At 72.4% G+C, this 23565-nt stretch carries 25 protein-coding genes; 14 read left to right on the top strand and 11 right to left on the bottom strand.

The window, feature by feature from the left end; all coding sequences use genetic code 11:
* Nucleotides 1-6: 6 nt before the first annotated feature.
* Both ABGA98_RS24630 and ABGA98_RS24625 read right to left on the bottom strand, forming a co-directional pair.
* Nucleotides 7-945 carry a serine/threonine dehydratase gene (locus ABGA98_RS24630; protein WP_347620750.1) on the bottom strand — a complete coding sequence of 313 codons (939 nt, stop codon included), beginning with the start codon at nucleotides 943-945 and terminating at the stop codon, nucleotides 7-9.
* A 46-nt stretch (nucleotides 946-991) separates the two neighbouring features.
* On the bottom strand, nucleotides 992-2164 hold the full coding sequence (locus ABGA98_RS24625; RefSeq protein WP_347620749.1) for an aminotransferase class I/II-fold pyridoxal phosphate-dependent enzyme: 1173 nt from the start codon (nucleotides 2162-2164) through the stop codon (nucleotides 992-994).
* A gap of 60 nt (nucleotides 2165-2224) precedes the next feature.
* Between ABGA98_RS24625 and ABGA98_RS24620 the strand changes: the two genes are divergently transcribed.
* From ABGA98_RS24620 to ABGA98_RS24595, 6 genes are read left to right on the top strand one after another with little or no spacing between them, the layout of a single operon-like run.
* Nucleotides 2225-3655, top strand: coding sequence for a PLP-dependent aminotransferase family protein (locus ABGA98_RS24620; RefSeq protein WP_347620748.1), 1431 nt, complete (start codon nucleotides 2225-2227; stop codon nucleotides 3653-3655).
* A 12-nt stretch (nucleotides 3656-3667) separates the two neighbouring features.
* Nucleotides 3668-4354, top strand: a complete 687-nt coding sequence (locus ABGA98_RS24615) for an alpha/beta hydrolase (RefSeq protein ID WP_347620747.1) — start codon at nucleotides 3668-3670, stop codon at nucleotides 4352-4354.
* Nucleotides 4355-4399: 45 nt separating this feature from the next.
* On the top strand, nucleotides 4400-5287 hold the full coding sequence (locus tag ABGA98_RS24610; RefSeq protein ID WP_347620746.1) for an ABC transporter ATP-binding protein: 888 nt from the start codon (nucleotides 4400-4402) through the stop codon (nucleotides 5285-5287).
* The gene (locus ABGA98_RS24605) at nucleotides 5284-6045 is read left to right on the top strand and encodes an ABC transporter permease (protein ID WP_347620745.1); all 762 of its coding nucleotides are present in this window, start codon (nucleotides 5284-5286) and stop codon (nucleotides 6043-6045) included. The genes ABGA98_RS24610 and ABGA98_RS24605 overlap by 4 nt, the downstream gene beginning before the upstream one ends.
* 8 nt (nucleotides 6046-6053) lie before the next feature.
* Nucleotides 6054-7136: a histidine kinase gene (locus tag ABGA98_RS24600; protein ID WP_347620744.1), complete on the top strand. Its 1083-nt coding sequence runs from the start codon at nucleotides 6054-6056 to the stop codon at nucleotides 7134-7136.
* Complete coding sequence (locus ABGA98_RS24595) at nucleotides 7133-7738, top strand: response regulator transcription factor (protein ID WP_347620743.1); 606 nt, start codon at nucleotides 7133-7135, stop codon at nucleotides 7736-7738. The genes ABGA98_RS24600 and ABGA98_RS24595 overlap by 4 nt, the downstream gene beginning before the upstream one ends.
* Nucleotides 7739-7757: 19 nt before the next feature.
* Here the strand turns inward: ABGA98_RS24595 and npdG are convergent, their stop codons facing one another.
* Nucleotides 7758-8411: an NADPH-dependent F420 reductase gene (gene npdG / locus ABGA98_RS24590; protein WP_347620742.1), complete on the bottom strand. Its 654-nt coding sequence runs from the start codon at nucleotides 8409-8411 to the stop codon at nucleotides 7758-7760.
* A gap of 152 nt (nucleotides 8412-8563) precedes the next feature.
* Nucleotides 8564-9706 (bottom strand): lipase family protein, encoded by a 1143-nt coding sequence (locus tag ABGA98_RS24585; protein WP_347620741.1) that lies wholly within the window; start codon nucleotides 9704-9706, stop codon nucleotides 8564-8566.
* Nucleotides 9707-9881: 175 nt separating this feature from the next.
* On the opposite strand from ABGA98_RS24585, the gene ABGA98_RS24580 reads away from it, so the two are divergent.
* Nucleotides 9882-10460, top strand: coding sequence for a hypothetical protein (locus tag ABGA98_RS24580; protein WP_347620740.1), 579 nt, complete (start codon nucleotides 9882-9884; stop codon nucleotides 10458-10460).
* 10 nt (nucleotides 10461-10470) lie between these two features.
* Entirely contained in the window at nucleotides 10471-11115 is a 645-nt protein-coding gene (locus ABGA98_RS24575) for a cyclase family protein (RefSeq protein ID WP_347620739.1), read from the top strand.
* Here ABGA98_RS24575 and ABGA98_RS24570 read toward each other — a convergent pair.
* Nucleotides 11112-11318: a hypothetical protein gene (locus ABGA98_RS24570; protein ID WP_347620738.1), complete on the bottom strand. Its 207-nt coding sequence runs from the start codon at nucleotides 11316-11318 to the stop codon at nucleotides 11112-11114. The genes ABGA98_RS24575 and ABGA98_RS24570 overlap by 4 nt on opposite strands.
* A gap of 5 nt (nucleotides 11319-11323) precedes the next feature.
* On the opposite strand from ABGA98_RS24570, the gene map reads away from it, so the two are divergent.
* Complete coding sequence (gene map, locus ABGA98_RS24565) at nucleotides 11324-12172, top strand: type I methionyl aminopeptidase (protein ID WP_132596428.1); 849 nt, start codon at nucleotides 11324-11326, stop codon at nucleotides 12170-12172.
* Between the two features lie 18 nt (nucleotides 12173-12190).
* Here the strand turns inward: map and ABGA98_RS24560 are convergent, their stop codons facing one another.
* The 4 genes from ABGA98_RS24560 to ABGA98_RS24545 all read right to left on the bottom strand — a co-directional run bounded on the left by ABGA98_RS24560 (nucleotide 12191) and on the right by ABGA98_RS24545 (nucleotide 16706).
* Complete coding sequence (locus ABGA98_RS24560; protein WP_347620737.1) at nucleotides 12191-12580, bottom strand: ATP-binding protein; 390 nt, start codon at nucleotides 12578-12580, stop codon at nucleotides 12191-12193.
* Between the two features lie 208 nt (nucleotides 12581-12788).
* Complete coding sequence (locus tag ABGA98_RS24555) at nucleotides 12789-14765, bottom strand: cytochrome c oxidase assembly protein (RefSeq protein ID WP_347620736.1); 1977 nt, start codon at nucleotides 14763-14765, stop codon at nucleotides 12789-12791.
* Nucleotides 14762-15358, bottom strand: coding sequence for a copper resistance CopC family protein (locus ABGA98_RS24550; RefSeq protein ID WP_347620735.1), 597 nt, complete (start codon nucleotides 15356-15358; stop codon nucleotides 14762-14764). Before ABGA98_RS24550 ends, ABGA98_RS24555 begins: the two co-directional genes overlap by 4 nt.
* A 64-nt stretch (nucleotides 15359-15422) precedes the next feature.
* Nucleotides 15423-16706 carry a helix-turn-helix domain-containing protein gene (locus tag ABGA98_RS24545; protein WP_347620734.1) on the bottom strand — a complete coding sequence of 428 codons (1284 nt, stop codon included), beginning with the start codon at nucleotides 16704-16706 and terminating at the stop codon, nucleotides 15423-15425.
* 62 nt (nucleotides 16707-16768) lie between these two features.
* On the opposite strand from ABGA98_RS24545, the gene ABGA98_RS24540 reads away from it, so the two are divergent.
* Nucleotides 16769-16903 carry a hypothetical protein gene (locus ABGA98_RS24540; RefSeq protein ID WP_347620733.1) on the top strand — a complete coding sequence of 45 codons (135 nt, stop codon included), beginning with the start codon at nucleotides 16769-16771 and terminating at the stop codon, nucleotides 16901-16903.
* A gap of 98 nt (nucleotides 16904-17001) precedes the next feature.
* Nucleotides 17002-17127 (top strand): hypothetical protein, encoded by a 126-nt coding sequence (locus ABGA98_RS24535; protein ID WP_347620732.1) that lies wholly within the window; start codon nucleotides 17002-17004, stop codon nucleotides 17125-17127.
* 4 nt (nucleotides 17128-17131) lie between these two features.
* Here ABGA98_RS24535 and ABGA98_RS24530 read toward each other — a convergent pair whose 3' ends face one another.
* Complete coding sequence (locus tag ABGA98_RS24530; protein WP_347620731.1) at nucleotides 17132-18652, bottom strand: helix-turn-helix domain-containing protein; 1521 nt, start codon at nucleotides 18650-18652, stop codon at nucleotides 17132-17134.
* Nucleotides 18653-18746: 94 nt separating this feature from the next.
* On the opposite strand from ABGA98_RS24530, the gene ABGA98_RS24525 reads away from it, so the two are divergent.
* Genes ABGA98_RS24525 through ABGA98_RS24515 form a run of 3 tightly spaced genes read left to right on the top strand, consistent with a single transcriptional unit; the run spans nucleotide 18747 to nucleotide 22598 of the window.
* Nucleotides 18747-20945 carry a molybdopterin cofactor-binding domain-containing protein gene (locus ABGA98_RS24525; RefSeq protein WP_347620730.1) on the top strand — a complete coding sequence of 733 codons (2199 nt, stop codon included), beginning with the start codon at nucleotides 18747-18749 and terminating at the stop codon, nucleotides 20943-20945.
* Nucleotides 20929-21162, top strand: coding sequence for an EF-hand domain-containing protein (locus ABGA98_RS24520; protein WP_347620729.1), 234 nt, complete (start codon nucleotides 20929-20931; stop codon nucleotides 21160-21162). Before ABGA98_RS24525 ends, ABGA98_RS24520 begins: the two co-directional genes overlap by 17 nt.
* A 56-nt stretch (nucleotides 21163-21218) precedes the next feature.
* Nucleotides 21219-22598 carry an NCS2 family permease gene (locus tag ABGA98_RS24515; RefSeq protein ID WP_347620728.1) on the top strand — a complete coding sequence of 460 codons (1380 nt, stop codon included), beginning with the start codon at nucleotides 21219-21221 and terminating at the stop codon, nucleotides 22596-22598.
* On the opposite strand, the gene ABGA98_RS24510 is transcribed toward ABGA98_RS24515, so the two are convergent.
* A complete protein-coding gene (locus tag ABGA98_RS24510; protein WP_347620727.1) occupies nucleotides 22595-23509 on the bottom strand; it encodes an excalibur calcium-binding domain-containing protein in 915 nt (304 codons plus the stop codon). The genes ABGA98_RS24515 and ABGA98_RS24510 overlap by 4 nt on opposite strands.
* Nucleotides 23510-23565 lie beyond the last annotated feature (56 nt).

The following is a 23565-nucleotide window of genomic DNA, read 5'->3' as shown; positions in this document are numbered from 1 at the left end:
GGGCAGTCAGGCGGCCAGGGTGGCGGGATCGGTGTTGGAGCCGCAGACGACGACCGCCACCCGCTCCCCCGGGCTCGGCGTGTAGACGCCTGACAGGAGCGCCGCGTACGCGGCCGCGCCGGCGGGCTCGGCCGCGATCCGGTGCCGCTGCCAGAGGGTGCGACGGGCGGCCACGATCGCCTCGTCGGTCACGAGCGCGCTCTCCACCCTGGGCCCGGAGAGGATCTCGAAGGCCAGACCGCCGATCTTGCTGGCGCCCAGCGCGTCGGCCCCCACGCCGCTCACCTCGACGGGCACCGGCCGGCCCGCCTGCAGCGCCGCCCGCAGGGTCGGGATCCGCTCGGGTTCCACGGCGACGATCCGCGGTCCCGCCCCGGAGACGCCCGCCGTGCTCGCGGTGCCCAGCGTGACGCCGCCGGCGAAGCCGCCGCCGCCGACGGCCACCACCACCGTGTCCACGCCACCGGTCTGTTCCACGATCTCCAGCCCGGTGGTGCCCTGCCCGGCGATCACCTCGGGCTGGTCGTAGGCGTGCACCGCCAGCGCGCCGGTCTCGGCGGCGCGTTTGGCGGCGGCCTCGGCGGCTTCGGCATAGATGGCGCCGGTCTGCGTGATGTGCGCGCCCAGCGCCTCGAGCCCCGCCACCTTCACCGGACTGGTCACCTCGGGGACGAAGATCTCGGCCCGCACGCCCAGCTCTCGCGCCGCGTACGCCACCGCCAGCCCGTGGTTGCCGCCGCTGGCCGCGATCACGCCGCCCGCGGGCAGTTCGCCCGCCGACAGGATGCGGTTGAACGCCCCGCGTACCTTGAAGGACCCCGAGTGCTGGAGCAGTTCGAGCTTGAAGAACAGCCCGGGCGAGATCTCGAGCACCGGGGTGCGGAGCGCGAGGCCGTCGATCCTCCTGGCGGCGGCCAGCACGTGCTCATGGGCGACGGTGGTCACGTTGTCCTCTTGTTCGTCGTTGCGGATCTGATCGCAGAACCCGACCCTATGCCAACGCCTGGGCGATGTCGGACCACAGGTCCTCGGGGTGCTCGATGCCCACCGCGATGCGCACCGTGCCCTCGCCGATGCCGCTGCGCGCCAGTTCCTCCGGGCTGAGCAACCGGTGTGAGGTGGTGGCGGGGTGCAGGATGAGCGTCTCGACGCCGCCCAGCGAGGGGGCGAGCAGCGCCAGGCGTACGGAGCTCATGAACTTCTCCCCGGCCGCCCGCCCGCCGGCCAGGTCGAACGCGAACACCCCGCCGAACCCCGGCAGCAGCTTGCCCGCCAGCTCGTACGAAGGGTGCGAGGCGAGCCCCGGCCAGTGCACGGCCGTCACGGCGGGGTGCTCGGCGAGCCGGACCGCCAGGTGGTGGGCGTTGGAGCAGTGGCGTTCCATGCGCAGCCCCAGCGTCTGGAGCCCGCGCAGCGTCAGCCAGGCCGCGAACGGGTCGGCCGAGGCCCCGAGCTCGACGGAGAAGTGCCACACCTTCTCGTAGAGTGCCGCGTCGGCGAAGACGGCGAGCCCGCCGACCACGTCGGTGTGCCCCGACAGATATTTGGTCGTGGAGTGGACCACGACGTCCGCCCCGTGCTCGATCGGCCGGCAGAGCATGGCCGTGGCGAACGTGTTGTCGACCACGGACAGGATGCCCAGCTCGCGCGCGGCCGCGCACATCCCGGGCAGGTCGGCCACGAGGGTCATCGGGTTGCTGATCGTCTCCAGGTAGACGAGCCTGGTCTCGGGCCGCACGGCGGCGCGCAGGGCGGCGGGGTCGTTCTCCGGCACGTACGTGACCGCGATCCCGAACCTGCCCGTCAGCTCGTTGAGCATGGCGGCGGTCCCCCCGTAGAGAGATCGTTGGGCCACCATGTGGTCGCCGGGCTTGAGCAGGCCGAGCAGGACGGTGTTGATCGCACCCATGCCCGATCCGGTGGCCACGGCTCCGGCGCCGCCTTCGAGCCCGGAGACGGCCAGTTCGAGGGAGCGGACGGTGGGATTGGTGTTGCGCCCGTAGACGAACGCGCCGTCGGGGCGGCCCATCGACGCGGCCATCACGGCGGGGTCGTCGAACACGAACCCCGAGGTCTGATAGATGGGAACGCTGATCGGACGGCTGCCCTCGACGGCCGGCCGCGGCGGGTGCACGGCCCGCGTTTCAGGTCGGAATTCGCTCATAGGCTAAGGATCGCCCACAAACGGGACTCACAGTGAGAGCCAATGCCTCAGAATTGGTCCATGGATGGGGCCAATCATGATGACCTCGTCGACCTGCTGGGCCGCTGGGCGTCGGGGCGCGGGCCGCTGTACCTGCTGCTCGCCACCCGGCTGCGGGAGCTGATCGACGACGGCGTCGTACCGCCCGACGAGCCGCTCCCGCCGGACCGCGTGCTCGCCAGGCGGCTGGCGGTGGGCCGGGGCACGGTGGTGGCGGCGTACGACCTGCTGCAGCAGGAAGGGCTCGTCGTACGCCGGCGGGGCAGCGGCACCCGCGTGGCCGCGCTCGACCTGCCCGCGACGCGCTCGGCTGACGGAGTGGCGGCCAACCCGCTGCTGCTGCACCTCCTGCACCCGCCGGACAGCGTGCAGCAGCTCATGTGCGCCGCCCCGGCCGACCCGCCGGAGGCGATGTTCGAGGCGTACGCCGAGGCCGGGGCGCGGCTGGCGGGCACCCGCTCCATGGGGTACCGGCCGGCCGGGGAACCCGCCCTGCGGCAGGCGCTGGCCGCCTACTACACCGGGCGCGGCGTGCCGACGACGCCCGAGGAGATCATCGTGACGACGGGCGCGCAGCAGGCGCTCACCCTGCTCGCCGGGCTGCTGCTGACCCCCGGGGACACCGTGCTGGCCGAGACGCCCACGTACCCGGGCGCTCTGGAGGTCTTCCGGCACGCGGCCGCGGCCATCAGGCCGGTGACGGCGGAGCAGGCGGACGCGGCCATGCGCGAGCGTCCCGCGCTGGCGTACTTCGTTCCCACGGCCCGCAACCCGGACGGCGCCGTCATGGATTGTCCGGCGCGCAGGCGGCTGGCCGCGCTGGCCGCGGAGCACGACGTGCCGCTGATCGACGACGAGGTCCGCGCCGAGCTGTGCTTCTCGGGCGAGACGCCGCCACCGCTGGCGGCGTACGGCCGGGGTGAGCAGATCATCACGGTCGGCTCCCTGAGCAAGCTGGTCTGGGGCGGGCTGCGTGTGGGCTGGATCCGCGCGGCGGCGCCGCTCGTGGCGCGGCTTGCCAGGCTGCGGGCCGTGCGCGACCTCGGCGGCGAGGTCGTCAGCCAGCTCGCCGCCGTCGCCCTGCTCCGCCGCCTCGACGAGGTACGGGCCGCGCGGGTGAGCACGTCCCGCCGGCTGCACGACCACCTCTGCGCCGGGCTGCGCGAGCGCCTGCCGTCGTGGTCGATCGCGCCCGCGCTCGGCGGCCAGACCCTCTGGGTCGGCATCCCGCGCGGCGACGCCGGCTCGTTCGCCCAGGTCGCGCTCCGTCACGGGGTCGCGGTGGCGCCCGGCCGGTCGTTCGACCCCGCGGGCGGGCACGGCGGCCACATGCGGCTGCACTTCCTGCTCCCCGAGGACGAGCTTTCGCAGGCGGTGAACAACCTGGCCGCGGCCTGGGCCGTCTACGACGGAACGGACAAATCGGTCTCCCGCCGGACGCTGGTCGTCTGACAGAGTGTGGTTATGGATTCGACCTTCGTACTCGTGCACAGCCCCTCCGTCGGGCCCTCGACGTGGGCTCCCGTGGCCGAGTCGCTGGAACGCCGCGGGCACGCGGCGGTGGTGCCCGACCTGACCGGCGTGACCGCGGGAGAGGCGCCCTACTGGCCGCGCTTGGTGGAGACGGTGCGCGCGGCCACCCCCGGCACCCGCGTGGTGCTCGCCGGGCACAGCAACGCCGGGCTCTTCCTCCCCTTGATCAAGGAGGGTCTCGACGGGCGGGTGGTGGCCTGCGTGTTCGCCGACGCGCACCTCCCGCCGCGCGAAGGGCCGGTCAAGGTCGCCGACGACGGGTTCCTGCCGTTCCTGCGCGATCTGGCGGGCCCCGACGGCATGTTGCCGCGCTGGACCGACTGGTGGGACGAGGAGGACGTCGTGGCCCTGCTGCCCGACCCCGCGACGCGCGTGCGGGTGGCGGCCGAGCAGCCCCGGTTGCCGCTCGACTACTACACGCAGTCCCTGCCGGTGCCCGCCGGGTGGGACGACGTCAGGTGCTCGATGTTGTGGTACGGCCCGCCGTACGACACGATCGCCGAGGAGGCCGCGCGGCGCGGCTGGCCCGTGACCCGGCTGCCCGGTCAGCACCTGCACCAGGTGATCGATCCGGAGGGTGTCACCGACGCGCTGCTCAAGCTGTCCGGGAAGTCGTGAATTCTTCACTGCCGTCCGCGATCGCGCCCCGCGATAGTCGGACCCATGAGAGCGATAGAAGTCAGCGGGCTCAGCAAGAGCCACCAGGGTTTCCCCGCGGTCAGGGACGTCTCGTTCGAGGTCGCCGAGGGCACGGTCTTCGCGCTGCTCGGCAGGAACGGCGCGGGCAAGACCACGACGGTCGAGGTGCTCGCCGGTTTCCAGCGCGCCGGCAGCGGCACCGTGCGGGTGCTCGGCCTCGACCCCTGGTCCGACAGGGCGGCCCTGCGTCAGCGCGTCGGGATCATGTTGCAGGAGGCCGGGTTCTTCCCTGAGCTGACGGTCGCCCAGACCCTCGACATCTGGCGCGACTTCACCGCCGCGCCGCGCCCGCGCGACGAGGCGCTGGAGCTGGCCGGGCTGGAGGGCCGGTCGGGCACGCGGGTGCGCCAGTTGTCCGGCGGCGAGAAGCGCAGGCTCGACCTCGCGCTCGCCCTGCTGGGCCGCCCTGACGTGCTGTTCCTCGACGAGCCGACGACCGGCATGGACCCCGAGGCGCGGTCGAGGACCTGGGAGGTGGTCCGCGACCTGGCCGGGCAGGGCACCACGGTCCTGCTGACGACCCACTACCTGGAGGAGGCGCAGCGCCTGGCCTCCGCCCTCGCCGTCATGGACCAGGGTGAGATCGTGGCCGCCGGCGGGATGGCGGAGACGCTCGCGGCGCGGCGCGGGCGGGTGGCGTTCCGGATGCCCGCCAAGGTCCGTCCCGCGGACCTGCCGCTGGAGGTCACCCTGGAGGGCGACCTCGCCGTCTGCCGGGCCGAGGATCCCGATCTCGCCGCGCAGACGCTCCTCAGCTGGGCGGCGGCGCGCGGCGTGCGCCTGGCCGGCCTGGAGGTCCGTACGGCCACCCTCGAAGACCTCTTCCTCGACCTGTCCAGGAGCGCCCGATGACCGGCCCGATGACCGGCCCGATGGTCAGCCCGAGGACCAACCCGAGGAACATGGCCGCCACCTACCGCCTCGCCACCCGCCTGTTCTGGCGGGACAAGTCCATGGTGTTCGCCTCTGTGGTCACCCCCGTCGGGCTGGCCGTCGGGATGCCCGCCCTCATGCGGAACGTGACCGACGTCGCCGCGGCCACCCACATCTTCCAGGGCGCGCTCGCGCTGCTGCTGGCGATCACCGCGTTCATGAACGTCACCGTCGTCCTGGCCGGCCGCCGCGACCAGCTCGTGCTGAAACGGCTGCGGGCGAGCCGGCTGACCGACGCGCAGATCCTCACCGGCCAGATCGCCGGCACGGCGACCCAGACCGTGATCGTGATTGTGTCGTGCACGCTGACCGTGCACCTCGTGGCGGATGTTCCGCTGCCGGCCGACCCCGTCGCGTTCGCCGCCGTCGTGATCGCAGGCTCGGCCGTGTTGTCCCTGCTCGGCGCCGCGTACACGGCCGCCGTCCCGCGCGCGGAGCTGGCAGCGGCGTTCACCACGCCGGTGTTCCTGGTGGCGGGCGTCTCCGCGGGCGCGATGGGCCCCATCCCGCTGCCTTCGTGGCTGCCTCCCGTGCTCGACCTGCTGCCGACCACGGCCGTCGTCGACGCCGTCAGGACCGGCGAGCTCGTCGTCCCCCTGCTGATCCTGGCCGGATGGACGCTGGCCGGGCTGGCCGCGATCCGGCTGTGGTTCCGCTGGGAACCCCGCAGGTCATAATCGTCACCGTGATCTCGTCAACCGCCAGGCGGCTCGCGACCGGGCTGATCGTCGGCGTCTCATGCGCCTACACGGTGATCGCGCTGCTCTACTTCCAGCACGGTGCTGTCTACGGCGTGCTGGCCGCCATGGCGATCAGCGCCGTCATCACCACCTACTCCCTCAACATGCGGGCGGCGCTGCGCGATGCGCGCCCGCCCCTCTTCCCTGCCACGCTCGTGCTCCAGGTGGTCGCGACCTACCTGCCGGAGCTGCTGCCGGGCGGCTGGTCGGCCGTGGCGGCCCCGCTGCTGGCCGGGACCCTGCTGGTGTACCTGCCGCTGCGCTGGGGCGGCGCGCTGGTGGGGCTCATGATGGTCTACGAGGGTGCCGCGTTGTCCCTGTCCGGTGCGATGCCGGTGATCGTCGCCTTCTACGTGATCACTGTGCCGACGACGGGGGCGATGACGTACGCGCTGGTGCGGTTCGTCCGGGTGACGGCCGAGCTGGAGGAGGCCAGGGCCGAGCTGGCGGAGGCCGCGGTGATGAGGGAACGCCTGCGTATCTCCCGCGACCTGCACGACGGGCTCGGCCGCAGCCTCACCGCGATCGCGCTCAAGGGCGACCTGGCCGCCCGCCTCATGGACGGCGATCCCGGCCAGGCCCGCTCGGAGGTGGGCGAGCTGGTTCTGGTGGCCAGGGAGGCGGCCAAGGACGTACGGCAGGTGGCCAAGGGCTACCGGGCGCTGTCGCTGACCGGCGAGGTCGACAGGGCGGTGGCGCTGCTGGAGTCGTCCGGGGTGGACGCGCAGGCGCACCTGGCCGACGTGCCGCTCCCCCGGCGGTCCGAGGAGGCGCTGGCGTGGGCGGTGCGCGAAGGGGTCACCAACGTCCTGCGCCACAGCCGGGCCACGACCTGCACGATCACGACGTCGCTGCACGGCACGACACTCCGTCTCGAGGTGGCGAACGACGGCGCGCTCACCGGCTCGCTAACGGCCGGCGGCGGGCTCACGGGCCTGGCGGAGCGGGCCGCGCAGGCCGGCGGCTCCTGCGCCGCCGCCCCGACGGGCGCGGGAGGTTTCCTGCTGGCCGTGGAGGTGACGACGTGATCAGAGTGCTGCTGGCCGAGGACATGCACATGATCCGCGCCGCCCTCACCGCCCTGCTCCGCCTCGAGTCCGACATCGACGTGGTCGCGGAGGTCACCCGCGGCGACGAGATCGTGCCCAGGGCCATGGAGATCCGCCCCGACGTCGCCGTCGTGGACATCGACCTGCCGGTCGTCGACGGCATCACCGCCGCCGCCGAGCTGCGCGAGCGCCTGCCGTCGTGCCGGATCCTCGTGCTCACCGCGATGGGCCAACCCGGCCACCTGCGCAGGGCGCTGGCCGCCGGCATCGAGGCGTTCCTGGTCAAGGACGCGCCCGGCGACCGACTCTCCGACGCCGTCAGGCGTACGGCCTCCGGCCTGCGCGTGCTGGACCCCGAGCTCGTCGCCTCGGCCATGGAGCACGGGGAGAGCCCGCTGACGCCCCGGGAGTCGACCGTGCTCAGGGAGGCGGCCGGGGGCGCGTCGGCCGAGGACATCGCCGCGCGCCTGCACCTGTCGCCCGGCACCGTACGCAACTATCTGACCGGAGCCGTCACCAAGACGGGCGCCCGCAACAAGATCGACGCCATCCGCATCGCCGAGGACGCCGGCTGGTTGTGAGCCGGGTGCCTCACTCGGGTCAGATGTCGGTGATGCGCAGTCCGGCGTGTGCCTTGTAGCGGCGGTTGATTGAGATGATGTTGGCGGTCAGCGCCTCCACCTGGTGGGCGTTGCGCAGCCGTCCACCATAGACGCCCCGCACTCCCGGGATGGCCTCGGCCAGGGCCTGCACCGTGCTGGTGGCCTCGCGGTCGTCGCCCAGCACCAGCACGTCGAGGTCCACCTTCTCCACCGACGGGTCCATCAGCACGACGGCCGACACGTGGTGGAAGGCCGCCACCACCCGGCTGTCGGGCAGCACCGCGGCGGCCTGCTGCGCCGCGCTGCCCTCCTCGACGGGCAGCGCGTACGCCCCCTGCTTGTCGAACCCGAGCGGATTGACGCAGTCGACCACGATCTTGCCTGCCAGCTCGGCGCGCAGGGACTCCAGCAGCGCCTTGTGCCCGTCGTACGGCACCGCGACGATCACGAGGTCCGCCCGGGAGGCGACGGCGGCGTTCTCGTCGCCCGTCGCACCCGCTCCGATGGAGCCGGCCGCCTCCTGTGCCCGCTGGGCGCTGCGCGACCCGATCAGCACCGGATGCCCCGCCAGCGCGAACCGCCGCGCCAGCCCTTTGCCCTGGTCGCCGGTGCCGCCGAGGATGCCGATGGAAAGCCCGTTAACGTCAGTCATAGCCAGATCATGCCAGTTCCACCCCGCCGGACCGGCAGCCGGGCCCGCCGCGAACGTGCCCGGCGAGAAGGAGCACCGGCGAACCCGGCGGGCTCACCGGGCGCGCCCGGTGAGCCCGGTGAGCCCGGTCCGGTGAGCGCGCGCCCGGCGGGTCAGCAGTTGCCGGACGCGGGCAGCCCGTACATCCGCAGCGCCAGCCACTCGATGGCCAGCGGCCCGCCCTCGATGGCCCCGGTGACGTGGTCGGGCGCGGGCAGCGCAACCCAGCGCACGGTCACCCCGGCCCGGCAGTACGCCGAGCGCAGCGTCGATCCCACCGAGAGCGGGATGATCTCGTCCCCGGTGCCGTGGTACAGGAACATCGGCACCTGCGGGGCCGCGGACCCGAGCCGGTTCTCCGCCAGGCGCGCCTGCCACTTGGGCTGGCCGAGCAGGTCGATCGGGCTCAGGTCGGAGAAACGGAGCCCGGCCAGCCTGTCCAGCTCGCCCACGCAGTCGTCGGCGGCGTCGGCGAGCAGCGCGCGGCCCCGGTCGTTGAGGTCGGCGTCGAGGCCGAGCTCGGGGTAGGCGGCGTCGAGCCCCACACCGGCGGCCGCGGCCAGCCCGAAGTCGTCGCCGCCGTCGAGGTGGTTCGCCACGGCGTGCAGGTCGGCGGGGACGCCGCCGGCCGCGACGCCCTTGAGCCGCAGCTCGGGCGCGTACGCGGGCTGCAGCTGGGCGGCCCAGCCGGCGGACGCGCCGCCCTGGGAGTAGCCCATGACGGCGACGGGCGCCCGGCTCGACAGCCCGGAGCCGGGGACGCGGGTGGCCGCCCTGATCGAGTCGAGCACGGCGTGCCCCTGCGAGATCCCGGCCATGTACGTGTGCGGCCCGGGCGTGCCGAGCCCTTCGTAGTCGGTCATCGCCACCGCGAACCCCTTGAGCAGGAACAGGCTCACCAGCGCGAGCTCGGCCTCCCGGCCCTGGCTCATGGCGGCGGAGGGGGCGCACTGGTCGCCGAGCCCGTGGGTGCCGACGGCGTACCCGACGATCGGGCGTGTGCCGAACGGGTAGCGGCCCTTCGGCACGAGCAGCGTGCCGGAGACCGTGTTGAGCGAGCCGGTGGCGGAGGTGGAGTGGTAGAGGATGTGCCAGGCGTTGACCGGCACCTCGAGCAGCCTGCCGGGCAGCAGGTAGACGGTGGCGGGCTGGGCCGAGACCACGTCGCCGGCGGTCGCGGCGCGGGCGGGGGTGGCGATGAGGGACATGATCGATAACAGGATCACTGACATGCTGACGCGGACACGAAAGGTCATGTGCCGCCCCTCTCCTTGAGGTTCACACACTCGGGGACGGCGGCGCCGCGAGCCCGATCGTTACTCGCAGGTAACCCCCTGTCAAGGCCCGATTTGACCGGTAGATCCACCTCGTGTCCGTACGCCACTCCCGAATCAGCCACCCCGGAAGTACGACGTCAGGCACCATGGATGCATGGACTCAGGATCAGTGGCACTCCTGCGCGAGCTCCTGGCCGACACCGGCTGGATCGACCGCGCGCGCGAGCTGGGGCTCGCCCTGCGCGCCACCCGCTCGCCCGGCGGCCTGCTGCTGGTCGGCCCTCCCGACGACGAGCCCTGGCACCTGACCGCGCATCTCAGCGACGAGGCCAGATACTCCGGGCTGACGCAGCTCGCACCCACCCTGGTGCGCTGGACACCGCCGGCCGACGCTCCCCCCCACCTGCGCGTCGGCCTCGACCGCCTGGAGCGGGCGGCCCGGGGCGAGACGTTGTTCGTGCTGGCCGAGGAGCAGGCCCCGGTCCCGCTGCTCGAACGCGTCGACGACGCACGGCGCACGGGCGCGACGATCCTGGCGATCGAGGGCGGCGACGCCGAGCTGACCGGCCTCGCCCATGACGCGATCGCGGTGCCGCGCGGCGGGCTGGTGTCGTTCGACGGCGCGCAGCACCTCGTGAGCGCGGCGGCCGGCGAGGTGGAGCGGCGCCCTGGGCTGCGCGAACGCCTGGCCCGGCTGCTGGAGAAGGTCAGCGGCCCTCAGGTGACCGACTAGGAGGCTCCGCGTGATCGTCGAGCTCAGCCACCGCATCGTCGAGGGGATGACCACCTATCCCGGCGTCCCCGCACCGAAACTCGGGGTGCACCTGAGCCGGGAGGAGTCACGCGGCATGTACGCGCCGGGCACGGAGTTCCACATCGGCGTGATCACGCTGGCCGCCAACACCGGCACCTACGTGGACACCCCGCACCACCGCTACGCCGGCGGCGACGACCTCGCGCAGGTGCCGCTGACGAAACTGGCCGACCTCCCCGGCCTGGTGATCCGGGCCGGTGGGCAGCGCGCGGTGGCCCTGGACCGGGCACTCGACGTACGCGGCCGGGCCGTGCTGATCCACACGGGATGGGACCGCCACTTCGGCACCGACGCCTACGTGCACGGCCACCCGCACCTCGCCCCCGAGTCGGCGGCCTGGCTGGCGGAGCAGGGCCCGGCGCTGGTCGGGATCGACTCGCTCAACATCGACGACACCCCGCCGCACGGCGAACGCCCCGCCCACTCGATCTTGCTGCGCGCGGGGATTCCCATCGTGGAGCACCTGACAGGGCTGGACGCGCTGCCCGAGGAGGGTTTCCGTTTCCACGCCGCGCCACCGATGGTCGCCGGCCTCGGCACGTTTCCCGTCAGGGCCTACGCGGTCGTGCCCTAATCGTCGTCGTCCTCCTCGGCCTCATCCCATGCCTTGTTGCGGTCGGCGGCGCGCTGCAGCGCCCCGGCGGCCTCCTGCTCGGACGCGTAGGGCCCCATCCGGTCCTTGTTGGGGCACCCCTTGTCGGGCTCGACCCTCATGTGCTTGAGGCAGAACCACCACTGGCCTTCGCTCACGGGGTCAATTCTGCCCCGTAGACTCATGTTTCATGACGACACTGCTCCAGCCAGGGCGAGTTTCGCCCATGCGAAAGGTCCCCGCCCACATCGAGCGGCCGGAGTACGTCGGCAAGAAGCGCCCCACCACCGGCGAGTCCGACGTGAAGACCCCCGAGATGATCGAGCGCATGCGGGTGGCGGGCAGGATCGCCGCCCAGGCACTCGAAGAGGTCGGCAACAACGTCCGGCCGGGCGTCACGACCGACGAGCTCGACAGGATCGGCCACGAGTTCCTCATCGACCACGGCGCCTATCCGAGCACGCTCGGCTACAAGGGCTATCCCAAGTCGCTGTGCACGTCGATCAACGAGGTGATCTGCCACGGCATCCCCGACGACACCGTGCTGCGCGACGGCGACATCGTCAACGTCGACATCACCGCCTACATCGGCGGCGTCCACGGCGACACCGACGCCACCTACCTCGTGGGCGAGGTCGACGAGGAGTCGCGGCTGCTGGTGGAGCGCACGCGCGAGGCGATGATGCGCGCGATCAAGGCGGTCGCGCCGGGGCGGCAGCTCAACGTCGTGGGCCGCGTCATCGAGGCGTACGCCAAGCGGTTCGGCTATGGCGTCGTGCGCGACTTCACCGGCCACGGCATCGGCACGAGCTTCCACTCCGGCCTCATGGTCCCCCACTACGACGACCCGTCGCTGCGGGTGGAGCTGGTGCCCGGGATGACGTTCACGATCGAGCCGATGCTGACGCTGGGGACCATCGACTACGACATCTGGCCCGACAAGTGGACCGCGGTCACGAAGGATCGCAAGCGCACGGCCCAGTTCGAGCACACGATCGTCGTCACCGACACGGGCAGCGAGATCCTCACCCTGCCCTGACCGCGCTCCGAGGCACCGTCACCGCCGCATGGGCACCACCCCGGTCACCGTGGTGCCCTCTCCGGGCACGCTGTTGACCGACAGGCTTCCGCCGATCTCCGCGAAGGCCGCCCGCATCCTGGCGATCCCGCGCCCCGCCAGCGGCGCGGGATCACCCATGCCGTTGTCGCTGACCGTCATGCGCAGCCCGCTCCGGCCCGCGGTGACAGCGATGGAGACGGTCTTGGCCCGGCTGTGACGCTCGACGTTCGACAGCGCTTCGCCCATCGCGGCCATGACGCCGCGTGTCACGCGCGACGGCACGTCCGTGGCGGGCAGCGCCCAGGTCTCGACCTCGATCCCCGTGCGCTCCGACCACTCGACGAGGCAGGCCTCCAGCGCCTCGGCCAGGCTCTGCCCCCCGCGCATCCGCGTCTCTTCCGACAATGGTCTCGCCTCTCTCGGCACCCCGGGCTCGCGCCGCACCCCACTACGGCGCTCCCAACCGCGCGGCGCGCAATCCCCCCTCAAGGTTGCGCATGCCGGCGAATGAGGTTATGCCCGTCTCCCCTGAAAGTCAGGCTACCCGGCGGTCCTGAGACGTGTACGGAGAAGATAGAAGGCCGTGTCCGATCGGCTACTCGCCCTTGTCAGCACGGTTGAGACGGGCGAGATAGGCGTTGTAGGAGTCGAGTTCCGGGTCTGCGGCGCCGGAACGGTCGGCCCTGCGGTCGGTGCGCCGTGCCTGCCGGTCGTCGTCCTGATACCACTGCACCGCGATGGCCAGCAGCACGATCAGCGTCGGGATCTCGCCGAACCCCCACGCGATGGCCCCGCCGTCGCGCTGCGTCTGCAGCAGCGTGTCGCCCCAGGGGCGGCCGAGCTGTTCGTACCATCCGGACGCGATCACCGCGCCCATCATCATCAGCGCGATGCCGAAGAACGCGTGGAACGGCATGGTGACGAAGAGCATCAGCAGCCGCCAGACGTGCGGGAGCCGGTGGGGCCCCGGATCGACCCCGACGATCACCCAGAAGAACAGGCACCCGCTGATGAGGAAGTGCAGGGTCATCCAGATGTGCCCGAGGTGCTCCTGCATGGCCGACTCGAACAGGGGCGTGAAGTAGAGCGCGTACGTCGACGCCACGAAGATGGAGGTCGCCACCAGGGGATGCGTGACGACCTTGGTGAACCGGCTGTGCAGGATCGTGGTGATCCACTCCCGCGGCCCGCGATCGCCCCTCCTCGATGCTGGCCTGAGCGCGCGCAGGGCGAGCGTGACCGGCCCGCCGAGCACGAGGAAGATCGGCACGACCATGGAGAGCGTCATGTGCTCGATCATGTGCACGTTGAACATGACCTTGGCATAGCGGGCCAGCCCGCTCTGCGTGGCGAACACCAGCAGCGCCACGCCGATGAACCAGGACGCGGTGCGGCCCCACGACCAGGCGACACCGCGCCGCGCCAGCCGGTAGACGCCGGCTCCGTAGAGCCCGGCCAGGACCGCGGCGACCGCGGCGAAGAACAGGTCGAGCCACCACAGCGTGAACACGTTCGCCAGCGACAGCTCCGGCGGCATGGGGAAGCCCAGCAGCTCGAACGCCCGGTCGGCGGGCACGACGACCTCGGGCGGCCGCGTGCGCGACAGTGCCACGGCCAGCCCGACGGTGGCGAGCATGAGCAGCGTCTCGCCGCCCGCCAGCCGGGTGAACGCCCGGGGCCGTGCCGCCGCGAGGTCGGCCAGCGTGCGCTGCCGGTGCCAGTAGCCCACGTAGCCGAGCAGCACGAACGCCACGATCTTGGCCACGGCCAGCAGGCCGTATTCGGACGTCCACAGGTCGGAGACCGCACCCAGCCGCGCCACCAGGCTGAACAGCCCGGACAACCCCACGCCGACGTAGCACCACACCGCCATCCGGGAGAACCTGGCGGCGGCCACCTCCAGCTGCGGCTGACGGCGCAGCGCGTGCGCGGCCAGCACGACGAGCCCGCCCACCCACAGGGCGAGGGCGAGCAGGTGGAGCGCCACCGACGAGGTGGCCAGGTCGTGGTTGGGCGAGGAGGCGCTGTGCCCGGTCAGCGGCGCGGGCAGCAGCGTCGCCAGCGCGAACACCAGCAGTCCCGCCGCGGCTCCGGCGGTGATGGCGCCGCGCGAGAACAGCGCGATCGCCACCCCGAACAGCACCACGAGCGTCAGCGCCACACCCTGCGTGGTCTGGGTGGCGTAGCTGGTCAGGATGGTGCGCTCGAGAATCTGGGGCACGGTCCTGCCGATGGACTCGGCGGCCCCGAAGAGGATGGCGAGGAACGCCGACCCGGCCCACGCCAGCGCCGACCACGAGCTGGCCTTGACGTAGTCGACGGCGGTCCTGCCGAGCACGCCCTTGTCGTTGGGCAGCAGCGCGGCGGCCATCAGCAGCAGGCCGACGGTGAGCACTCCCGACGCGTCCATGAGCAGCTTGGACAGCGGCAGCCCCCACCTGACGACCGCGCCGGCGTCGGGCAGCCCGGGAATGATCTTGGGGAAGGCGCTGCCTCCGGCCATCATGCCGATCACCAGGGCGGCGATCGCGGCCCCCGCGCCGGCGAGCGCGAGACGCGCCGCCCGGCTCATGGCTTCTTCTTCCGCGCGCTGAGCAGGAAGCCGATGCCGATGCCGACGAGCGCGCCGATCACGATGATCAGCCAGACGGGGAACATGGCCTCCTGCTCGGCCGACGCCTGCTCGGCGCCCGGCGACGAGGCCGCGGGCGCGGCGGGCTCGGACGCGACGCTGCTCGCGGGTGCGGGCGCCTGGCTCGTCGCCGCCTCCTCGCTGGGGCTGGGACCGGGGGACGGTGTCTGCGCCCCCTCGACCCGGAACGGGATCTCCCCTTCGATCGGATGGCCGTCGGAGGACACGACGCGGTAGGCGATCGTGTATTTCCCGTCGGGCAGCGGCCCCTTGACCGCCTGGCGCACGACCGCGCCGTCCAGCTCGGGCTTGCCGAGCTGGTGCTGGTCGTCGCCGGGCCCCCGCACGATCACGAACGGCATGCGCACCTTGGCGGTGAACTCGAGCTCGACCTCGTCGAGGGCCTTGACCTCGGCGCCCTTGGCCGGCGAGCTGCTCTTGAGCGCGTCGTGCGCCAGGGCGGGAGCGGCGCCGGACACGAGCAGGGCGGCGGCGAGAATCGCGGCGAGCACCGCGAACGGGGATCTCTTCATGGCACCTTCCAGGCTACCGACGCCACCGCCCGGTCCGGACCCCGATGGATGGGCCCGATGCCGCCTACAGACCCGCGCAGGCCAGCGCCCGCTGGTAGGCCTCGACGGCCCCCTCCGCGTCGCCCAGCTCCTCGATCGTCTCGGCCGTGGCCAGCCAGGTGGAGGCGGAGCGGCGGGAGTCGGGCAGCGGGGTCAGCCAGTCGCGCACCGACGCCACGTGACCGGCTGCCTCGGCGGAGCGCCCGACGGAGCCGTAGGCCCGGCCGAGCAGGAGGTTGGCCTCGGCGCCCAGCACGTGCCCGTATTCGGGGACCAGGCCTCTGCCGATCTTGGCGTGCTCGACGGCCTTGTCGAGGTCACCGGTCATGTATTCGGCGTAGGCCAGTTCCACGTGGACCCGGGCCTTGTCGATCATGCTGGTGGAGGTCTGCTCGAACTCGGCGACCGTCGCGCGCAGCTCGTCGCGCACGGCGGCGGCCTCGGCGGGCCGCGCCTTGAGCCGCTGCTGCAGGAGCGCGAGGCGCATCCTGGCGACGCTGCGCGGATGGCCGTTCTCCAGCTGCACCGCCATGGCCCGTTCGGCGAAGGACAGCGCCTCCTCGTTGTGGCCGGTGTTGTAGGCGACGTTGGAGGCCATCCAGTTGGCGGCCACGATGGAGCGGGGCGTGCCGAGCGCGTCGGCCGCGTTGAGCAGCTCGGCCGCGAACTGGCGGGCGCGGAGCAGGTCGCCCCGGTGCATGTAGGCCGACAGCAGGGTCGCGGCCAGCTCGACGAGCGGATCGGTCCACGGCAGGCGGGCGCTCCCGCCCAGCATCTGCTCCCCCACGGTGACGGCTTCGGTCAGCCGCTCGCTGTCGCGGTAGGCGCGGCACAGCACCATGGCGACCTCGATGCGCCGCTCGGGTGACAGCTCCTCTCCGCGGAGCTTGAGGAGGATGGAGATCGCCTCGTCGAGGTCGCCGGCCGCCTCGGTGGCGAGGGCCAGCCCGAATTCGGTGTCTTGACGAAGTGTGGGCAACCCTGTCAGGTTGCTGTTGGCCAGCAGCTCGCGGAAGCGGGTGCGGGCCTCGGCGACCTCGCCGTTCTCGAGCGCCAACCGTGCGTAACCGAGAGCCAGTTCGATGTCCTCCATCTGCTCGGCGGTCACACCGTTGATCAGATAAGACAACGAACACTCCAGTTTCTGGGCCAAAAGCTCCAGAACGGCAGGAGTCGGGGTACGCTTGCCACTCTCGATCAATGAGACGTAGCTGTCCGACAACTCGGGATGCGCCAGCTGTGCCTGTGACAGGCCGCGTTGTCGCCGAACTGTCTTGATGCGGAGTCCGACCAGGTCAGATGTGGTCACAGTCGTCGCTCCCTGAGAAGATATAGTCCGAGCAACCCCCACATAGGCGAGGGAGAACCCCCATGCGTATGCGTATTGCCCTGTCGGCACTGGTCACCGCGATGATGGTCGCTGCGACCCTTGCGGGCAATGTTACGGCCGCGAGTGCCGAAATGTCCCCCGTCGGCGTCAATCAGGATTCCAGCGACTGCTGCTGAGGCCGCCCGGCCAGAGGGGCACACTCCCGGCGTCAGGGGCGCGTACACCGCACCTCGCTCCCGACACTCGCCGGGACGATGAGGCACGCCCTCGTCATGTGTGCCCCTCGACCCCGCTCCGAAGTGTTCCTCCAGCCCGGGGCGGCGCGCTCGGCAACCCGCGCTGGGAGCGGCGGCTCGCGAAGGAGCAGGCGGCCGTGCACGAGGCGCTGCACCGGGCCTGATTCGCTAGCGCGGCGGGCCCGTGTCCCTGAGCGCGAGGAAGAAGTCGACCCGGTCCGCCATCGCCGACAGGTCCCTGCCGGTCAGCTCCTCGATCCTGCGGACGCGGTAGCGGACGGTGTTGACGTGCACGTGCAGCCGCTCGGCGCAGGCGTTCCACGAGCCGGCGCAGTCGAGGTAGACGCGCAGGGTGCGCACCAGCTCCGACTGGTGCGTGCGGTCGTAGTCGAGCAGCGGAGCCAGCAGCCGGGCGGTGAACGAGCGGCGCACGTCGACCGGCACGGTGGCCAGCAGCAGCGCGTGCGTGTAGATCTCGTCGCTGGTCACCACGCCGCCGGCGCGGGACTCGGCCAGCCGTCTGGCGTGCCGGGCCTCCTCGACCCCGCCCTTGACGGCGGCGGCACCGGTCAGGGCGCCGCTCAGCCCGACGCTGACGCGCGTGTCCGGCAGGGCGGACAACACCCGGACGCCGGCGCGCAGCCGGCCTGCGACCTCGGAGGCGGTGCGCTCGCGCAGGGGCACCACGGCGACCGCGCCCTCCCCCGTCACAGCCGGGTCCGCTGCCGGGTCCACGGCTGGGAGCACCGCCGCGACCGCCTCGCGGCCGAGCAGTTCCTCGACCACCTGGCCGCCGAGCGCGGACGGGCCGGGGGCGCCCTGCCCGGACACGGTGGCGTTCACGATCGTGTACGGCTCCGCCGCGTCGATGCCGCACGTCCGCAGCCTGGCGTTCAGCTCGGGCAGGCCGGCCCCGGCGAGCGCGGCGGCGACGAGCTGCTCGATCAGGCGGCGCTCCACCCTGCGCCCCTCCTCCATCCGGCTGCGTTCGAGCGCCACGCAGGCGGCCAGCTCGTAGCCGACGTCGGCCCGGCCGAGCAGGTCGCCGTCGCAGGCCAGCGCCCAGCCCGCGGCCCGGTGGCCGCGCCCGACCGCGAAGACCGTGGTGGCGCCGGCGAGCGCGGGCAGCCGTGGCGCCGTCAGGTACGCCGTCGCGAGGTGTGCCGGGTCGTCGGCCGCGCCGACGATCACCTCGCCCGACGCGGACACGACGGCGCCGGTGACGCCCAGCTCGGCGGCGGTCAGCCGGAACAGCTCGGGCAGGTCCGCGCCCTCGGCCATGGCCGCGACGAGCCTGCGGTGGCTGCCGAGCGCCTCGCGGACGTCGCCGGACAGACGGGGCACGACCAGCTCGGCCAGCGTGCGGAACGACACCTCGGTCGGCACCTCGATCAGGGGCAGCCCGGCGGCCCGGCAGGCGGTCACCAGGTCGCCGGGCACGTGGCCGAGCCGGGCCTGCCCGGCCCCGAGCGCGGCGACGCCGGCCTCGGCCAGCGCGGCCACGAAACGCGCCGAGTCCCCGGCCTGGTGCCACCACATGAGCCCGGTCAGGACCAGCTCTCCGCCGCCCAGGTAGCGCCCGGGCTCGGGCAGGTCGGTGATGTGCACGGTGCTGAACTCGCGGGCGGGGTCGCCGGCGAGCAGCGTGAGGCGCAGCTCCTCGATGGCCAGCAGGTCAGAGATCCGCATTTGGAGGAATATACAAGGAGGTGCGGACAACCGCTGACCCGGATTTGACGCCGGGCGCATAGGACGAAACCGGTGGCGGTGCTCTACTCGGAGGATGACGGAGACGGCGAGCACCACCACCGCAGGACAGGGCGTCGGTGAGAGCGCGCGGCGGCCGGACGCCGTACTGAAGGTGACCGGAGAGTTCTCCTACGCCTCTGACCTGTGGCTGGACGGCATGGTGTGGGGCGTGACGCTGCGCAGCCCGCACCCGTCGGCGTGGATCCGCTCGATCGACACAGGCCCGGCGCTGAAGATCGACGGGGTGCTGGCGGTGCTGACGCACGAGGACGTGCCGGGCGCCAAGTTCTTCGGACTGGACCGCAGGGACCAGCCGGTGCTGGCAATCGACCAGGTCCGCTACCAGGGCGAGCCGGTGGCGCTGGTCGCCGCCGACCATCCGGAGACGGCCCGCAGGGCGGCCGCGGCGATCGTGGTGGACTACGAGGTCCGCGAGGCGGTCACCGACCCCCGCCAGGCCAGGGACGTCGTCCGCCACCAGCCGGTACGCCGGGGCGACACGTTCGAGGCGGAGGTCGTCGTCTCCGGCGAGTACGAGGTCGGCATGCAGGACCAGGCCTTCCTCGGCCCGGAGTCGGGGCTGGCGGTGCCGGCCGAGGACGGCGGCGTCGACCTGTACATCGCCACCCAGTGGCTGCACGTGGACCGCGACCAGCTCGCCCCCTGCCTCGGCCTGCCGCACGACAAGGTACGCCTGACGCTGTCGGGCGTCGGCGGCGCGTTCGGCGCCCGCGAGGACCTGTCCATGCAGGTGCACGCCTGCATGCTGGCCCTGCGGCTGAACCGGCCCGTGAAGATCGTCTACGGGCGCGAGGAGTCGTTCTTCGGCCACGTGCACCGCCATCCGGCCCTGATGCGCTACGAGCACGGCGCCACCCGTGACGGCCGGCTCGTCTACGTCAAGGCCGACATCCTGCTGGACGGCGGCGCCTACTGCTCGTCCTCACCCGCGGTCGTGGGCAACGCCGCCTCGCTGGGCGTGGGGCCGTACGAGGTGCCGAACGTGCGCGTGGACGCCACCGGCGTCTACACCAACAACCCGCCGTGCGGCGCGATGCGCGGGTTCGGCGCGGTGCAGGCGTGCTACGCGTACGAGTCGCAGATGGACCGCCTGGCGGAGGCGTGCGGCCTGTCGCCGGTCGAGATCCGCGTCCGCAACGCCGTCGCGCAGGGCTCGCGCCTCATCACCGGCCAGCTGATCGACGCTCCGGCCCCGCTGGCCGCGATGTTGCGCGACCTGGAGTCGATGCCGCTGCCGGAGGGGCCGCCCGCCACGGACCTGCGGGCGCTGCCGGGCGGCGTCTCGCAGACGACCCACGGCGAGGCGGTGCGCCGGGGCGTCGGCTACGGCGTCGGGATCAAGAACATCTGCTTCTCCGAGGGCTTCGACGACTATTCCACGGCCCGGGTGCGTGCCGAGCTGGTCGGGGGCGAGCCGCACGTCACCGTGCACACGGCGGCGGCCGAGGTGGGCCAGGGCCTGGTGACGCTCCAGGCGCAGATCGCCCGCACGGAGCTGGGCATCGCGAACGTCACCGTGGCCACCGCCGACACCGCGGTCGGCTCGGCCGGCTCGTCGTCGGCCTCCCGGCAGTCGTACGTCACCGGGGGCGCGGTGCGGGCGGCGTGCGAGGCCGTGCGGGAACGGTTCGGCGGCCGGCCGGCCCGGGAGGCGCTGGAGAGGTCCGGGCCGATCGAGGAGACGCGTGAATACCGGCACCGCCCCACGTACCCGATGGATCCGGTCACGGGGCAGGGGGACTCGCACACGCAGCTCGCGCTCTGCGTGCACCGGGCGGTCGTGGACGTGGACGTGGAGCTGGGCCTGGTCAAGGTGGTCGAGCTGGCGGCCGTGCAGGACGTGGGCAGGGTGCTGAACCCGCAGGCGCTGGAGGGCCAGATCCACGGCGGCTCCGCGCAGGGGCTGGGGCTGGCGCTGATGGAGGAGATCCAGGTCCGCGACGGCCTCGTGCTGAACCCGTCGTTCACCGACTACCTGATCCCCACCATCCTCGACATGCCACCCATGCAGACGAAAATCCTGGAAAATCCAGACCCTGCGGCGCCGTACGGATTGCGCGGCGCCGGCGAGCCTCCGACCCTCTCCTCCACCCCGGCCATCGCGGCGGCGGTGCGCGCGGCGACCGGCCTCCGGTTGACTCGCGTTCCGATGAGGCCGGAAGATATCGCCTTGTTCGACAACGGGGAGGTTTCTCATGGCAAACGCACGTGAAGCGGCCGAGGCGGAGTTCCGGCGTTTCGACGCCGACGGCGACGGCCTGCTGACCGCCGCCGAGATCCGCCAGGCCAACGAGGCACTGGGCGGGCAGGGCGCGTCCGAGAGCGAGATCGAGGCGTTCATCGCGTCCGCCGACAACGACGGCGACGGGACGATCGGGCTCGACGAGTTCGTCGGCCTGGTGGGCCACGGGCGGCACGAAAAGGCGTGATCTCGTCCCCCGCCGGGTAATTCCCCGGCATTCCCCCTGATCGTTGGGGGGATGGCGTGCTCGACAGGTTCTTCGAGCTCACCGGGCGGGGGACCACCGTCGGCCGTGAGGTGCGTGGCGGGCTCACGACGTTCATGGCCATGGCCTACATCATCCTGCTCAACCCCATCATCCTGGCCGGCGCCAGGGACGTCACGGGCGCCCGGCTCTCCATCACCGAGCTGACCACCTCGACCGCCCTGGCCGCCGCCGTCTCCACGCTGCTGATGGCCGTCGTCGGCAACGCCCCCTTCGGCCTGGCCGCCGGGCTGGGGCTGAACGCGGTCGTCGCCTACCAGGCCGCGCCGCACATGACGTGGGCGCAGGCCATGGGCCTGGTGGTGCTGGAAGGTCTGGTGATCATCGTGCTGGCCGTGACCGGCCTGCGCACGCTGATCATGAACGCCATCCCGCTCGCGCTCAAGCACGCCATCAGCGTGGGGATCGGGCTGTTCATCGCCCTGATCGGCCTGGTGGACGCCGGATTCGTGGCGGCGGGCGAGGGCACGCCCGTGCAGCTCGGCGCGACCGGCCACCTCACGGGCTGGCCGGTCGCGCTGTTCTGCTTCGGCCTGCTCCTGATGATCGTCCTGTACGTCCGCAGGACCCCGGCCGCGATCCTCATCAGCATCGCCGTCACCGCCGTCCTGGCCATCCTGGTGAACTCGCTGGCCACCATCCCCCCGCAGGAGTGGGGCGTGGTCGCGCCGCGAGTGCCCGAGTCGCTGGTCTCGGCGCCGGACTTCGGGCTCGTCGGCGCGTTCGACCTGTTCGGCGGCTTCGCCAGGGCAGGGGCGCTCACGGCGACCGTGGTGCTGTTCACGCTGGTGTTGTCCGGTTTCTTCGACGCCATGGGCACCATCATCGGCGTCAGCGACGAGGCCGGGCTGATCGACGAGCGCGGGCAGGTGCCCCGGCTGGGCCGGATCCTGACCGTGGACGGCGTGGCCGGCATGGTGGGCGGCTCGGCCAGCGCCTCGGCGAACACCGTCTTCGTGGAGTCGGCCGCCGGCGTCGGCGAGGGCGCGAGGACCGGCCTGGCCAGCGTGGTGACCGGGGCTCTGCTGGGCGTGACGCTGCTGTTCACGCCGCTGGCCGCGGTGGTGCCCGCCGCGGCGGCCGCGCCCGCGCTGGTGCTGGTCGGGGCGCTGATGATGACGCAGAGCAGGAACGTGCCCTGGGGCGACATGGACCTCGCCGTGCCGGCGTTCCTGACGATCGCGTTGATGCCGTTCACCTATTCGATCACGAACGGCGTGGGCGCCGGAGTGATCGTCTACACCCTCATCAAGGCGGCCAGGGGCCGCTTCTCGGAGATCCCCCTGCTGCTCTGGATCGTCTCGCTGGTCTTTCTGGCCTACTTCGCCATCGACGGGCTGGAGCAGCTGTTCACCTAACGGATGTCGGCGCTGTTGCAGGCCACGCCGTTGCGGTCGACGTCGGTGTACCAGCCGTATTCGGCGTGCGTGCCCTGGTAGTAGGGCCCGTCGCCGGCGGCCACTGCCTCCTTGCAGCTCGCGTAGCGGCGGTCGGTGGAGCGCGCGGCGCCGGTCTGTGTGGTGCCGGTGCCGCCGGTCCGGGTCGTCTGCGGAACGCCGGTGGACGGCTGGGACGGGGCGCCGGTGGAGGTGGGCCCCATGGAGGTGGGTGCCGTGGACGCGGGGCCGGTCGGGAGGGGGTCGCTGGAGGCGGGGCCGGACGGGGTCGCGCTCGGTGTGCCGCCCAGCAGGCGTGCCACCAGCGCGTCGGCCTCCTCCTTCGTGTATCCCGCGATGCTCATGCTGTCGCCGTCCATGTGCTGTGTGACGATGGGCGCGGCCAGCACGGTCTTGGGCACCTCGGGCTTCTCCGGCGCCAGCACGACGGCGACCTGCCGCTGCTCGGGCACCTGCTCGTCGATGAGCTGGACCAGCCGCTCCTTGAACGCCGGCGCGATCGCGATGCGCACGGAGTACTGGCCGTCTCTCTCGCGCACCGGCTCGATCTTCTGCACGGCGCCGACCGTGACGCCGTCCTCAAGGAGGTAGCAGGTGGTCTGCCCGGCGTCGAGCACGGCGGGGTCGCCGGGGCAGGGGGCGGGCTTGGTCTCCCTGACGGGGGCGAAGTGGATCGGCACGGACAGCCGCGTGGGCGGCGTGCCGCCTAACAGCGGGGTGTCGGGACTGCGGGTCATCAGGACCGCGACCGTGCCGAGCACGCCTGCCACGAGCACGACGAGGACGAGCGAGACGATCAGCACGATGGTGGTGAGCCTGCTGGCCTGCGGCTCTCCCGGGTCCGCGGGTGGCGGCTCTTCGGGTTTGTCCATCGATGGCGACCTCATCCTGATGTTCGGGATGCGGGTGAGCTTATCGAGGACGGGCG

It is taken from the genome of Nonomuraea sp. B1E8 (assembly GCF_039871515.1).
Taxonomy (GTDB): Bacteria; Actinomycetota; Actinomycetes; order Streptosporangiales; family Streptosporangiaceae; genus Nonomuraea.
The sequence above is the reverse complement of the archived record's forward strand: the minus strand, read 5'-3'. Positions and strand labels throughout refer to the sequence as shown.

Bases quoted from the DNA above. Each gene is read 5' to 3' on its own strand.
- npdG (WP_347620742.1), bottom strand. From the start codon at position 8,411: ATGACTGACGTTAACGGGCTTTCCATCGGCATCCTCGGCGGCACCGGC.
- ABGA98_RS24610 (WP_347620746.1), top strand. From the start codon at position 4,400: ATGAGAGCGATAGAAGTCAGCGGGCTCAGCAAGAGCCACCAGGGTTTC.
- ABGA98_RS24615 (WP_347620747.1), top strand. From the start codon at position 3,668: ATGGATTCGACCTTCGTACTCGTGCACAGCCCCTCCGTCGGGCCCTCG.
- ABGA98_RS24510 (WP_347620727.1), bottom strand. From the start codon at position 23,509: ATGGACAAACCCGAAGAGCCGCCACCCGCGGACCCGGGAGAGCCGCAG.
- ABGA98_RS24620 (WP_347620748.1), top strand. From the start codon at position 2,225: ATGGATGGGGCCAATCATGATGACCTCGTCGACCTGCTGGGCCGCTGG.
- ABGA98_RS24580 (WP_347620740.1), top strand. From the start codon at position 9,882: ATGGACTCAGGATCAGTGGCACTCCTGCGCGAGCTCCTGGCCGACACC.
- ABGA98_RS24525 (WP_347620730.1), top strand. From the start codon at position 18,747: ATGACGGAGACGGCGAGCACCACCACCGCAGGACAGGGCGTCGGTGAG.
- ABGA98_RS24555 (WP_347620736.1), bottom strand. From the start codon at position 14,765: ATGAGCCGGGCGGCGCGTCTCGCGCTCGCCGGCGCGGGGGCCGCGATC.
- ABGA98_RS24530 (WP_347620731.1), bottom strand. From the start codon at position 18,652: ATGCGGATCTCTGACCTGCTGGCCATCGAGGAGCTGCGCCTCACGCTG.
- ABGA98_RS24570 (WP_347620738.1), bottom strand. From the start codon at position 11,318: ATGAGTCTACGGGGCAGAATTGACCCCGTGAGCGAAGGCCAGTGGTGG.
- map (WP_132596428.1), top strand. From the start codon at position 11,324: ATGACGACACTGCTCCAGCCAGGGCGAGTTTCGCCCATGCGAAAGGTC.
- ABGA98_RS24605 (WP_347620745.1), top strand. From the start codon at position 5,284: ATGACCGGCCCGATGACCGGCCCGATGGTCAGCCCGAGGACCAACCCG.
- ABGA98_RS24550 (WP_347620735.1), bottom strand. From the start codon at position 15,358: ATGAAGAGATCCCCGTTCGCGGTGCTCGCCGCGATTCTCGCCGCCGCC.
- ABGA98_RS24540 (WP_347620733.1), top strand. From the start codon at position 16,769: ATGCGTATGCGTATTGCCCTGTCGGCACTGGTCACCGCGATGATGGTC.
- ABGA98_RS24560 (WP_347620737.1), bottom strand. From the start codon at position 12,580: ATGCGCGGGGGGCAGAGCCTGGCCGAGGCGCTGGAGGCCTGCCTCGTC.
- ABGA98_RS24520 (WP_347620729.1), top strand. From the start codon at position 20,929: ATGGCAAACGCACGTGAAGCGGCCGAGGCGGAGTTCCGGCGTTTCGAC.
- ABGA98_RS24625 (WP_347620749.1), bottom strand. From the start codon at position 2,164: ATGAGCGAATTCCGACCTGAAACGCGGGCCGTGCACCCGCCGCGGCCG.
- ABGA98_RS24585 (WP_347620741.1), bottom strand. From the start codon at position 9,706: ATGACCTTTCGTGTCCGCGTCAGCATGTCAGTGATCCTGTTATCGATC.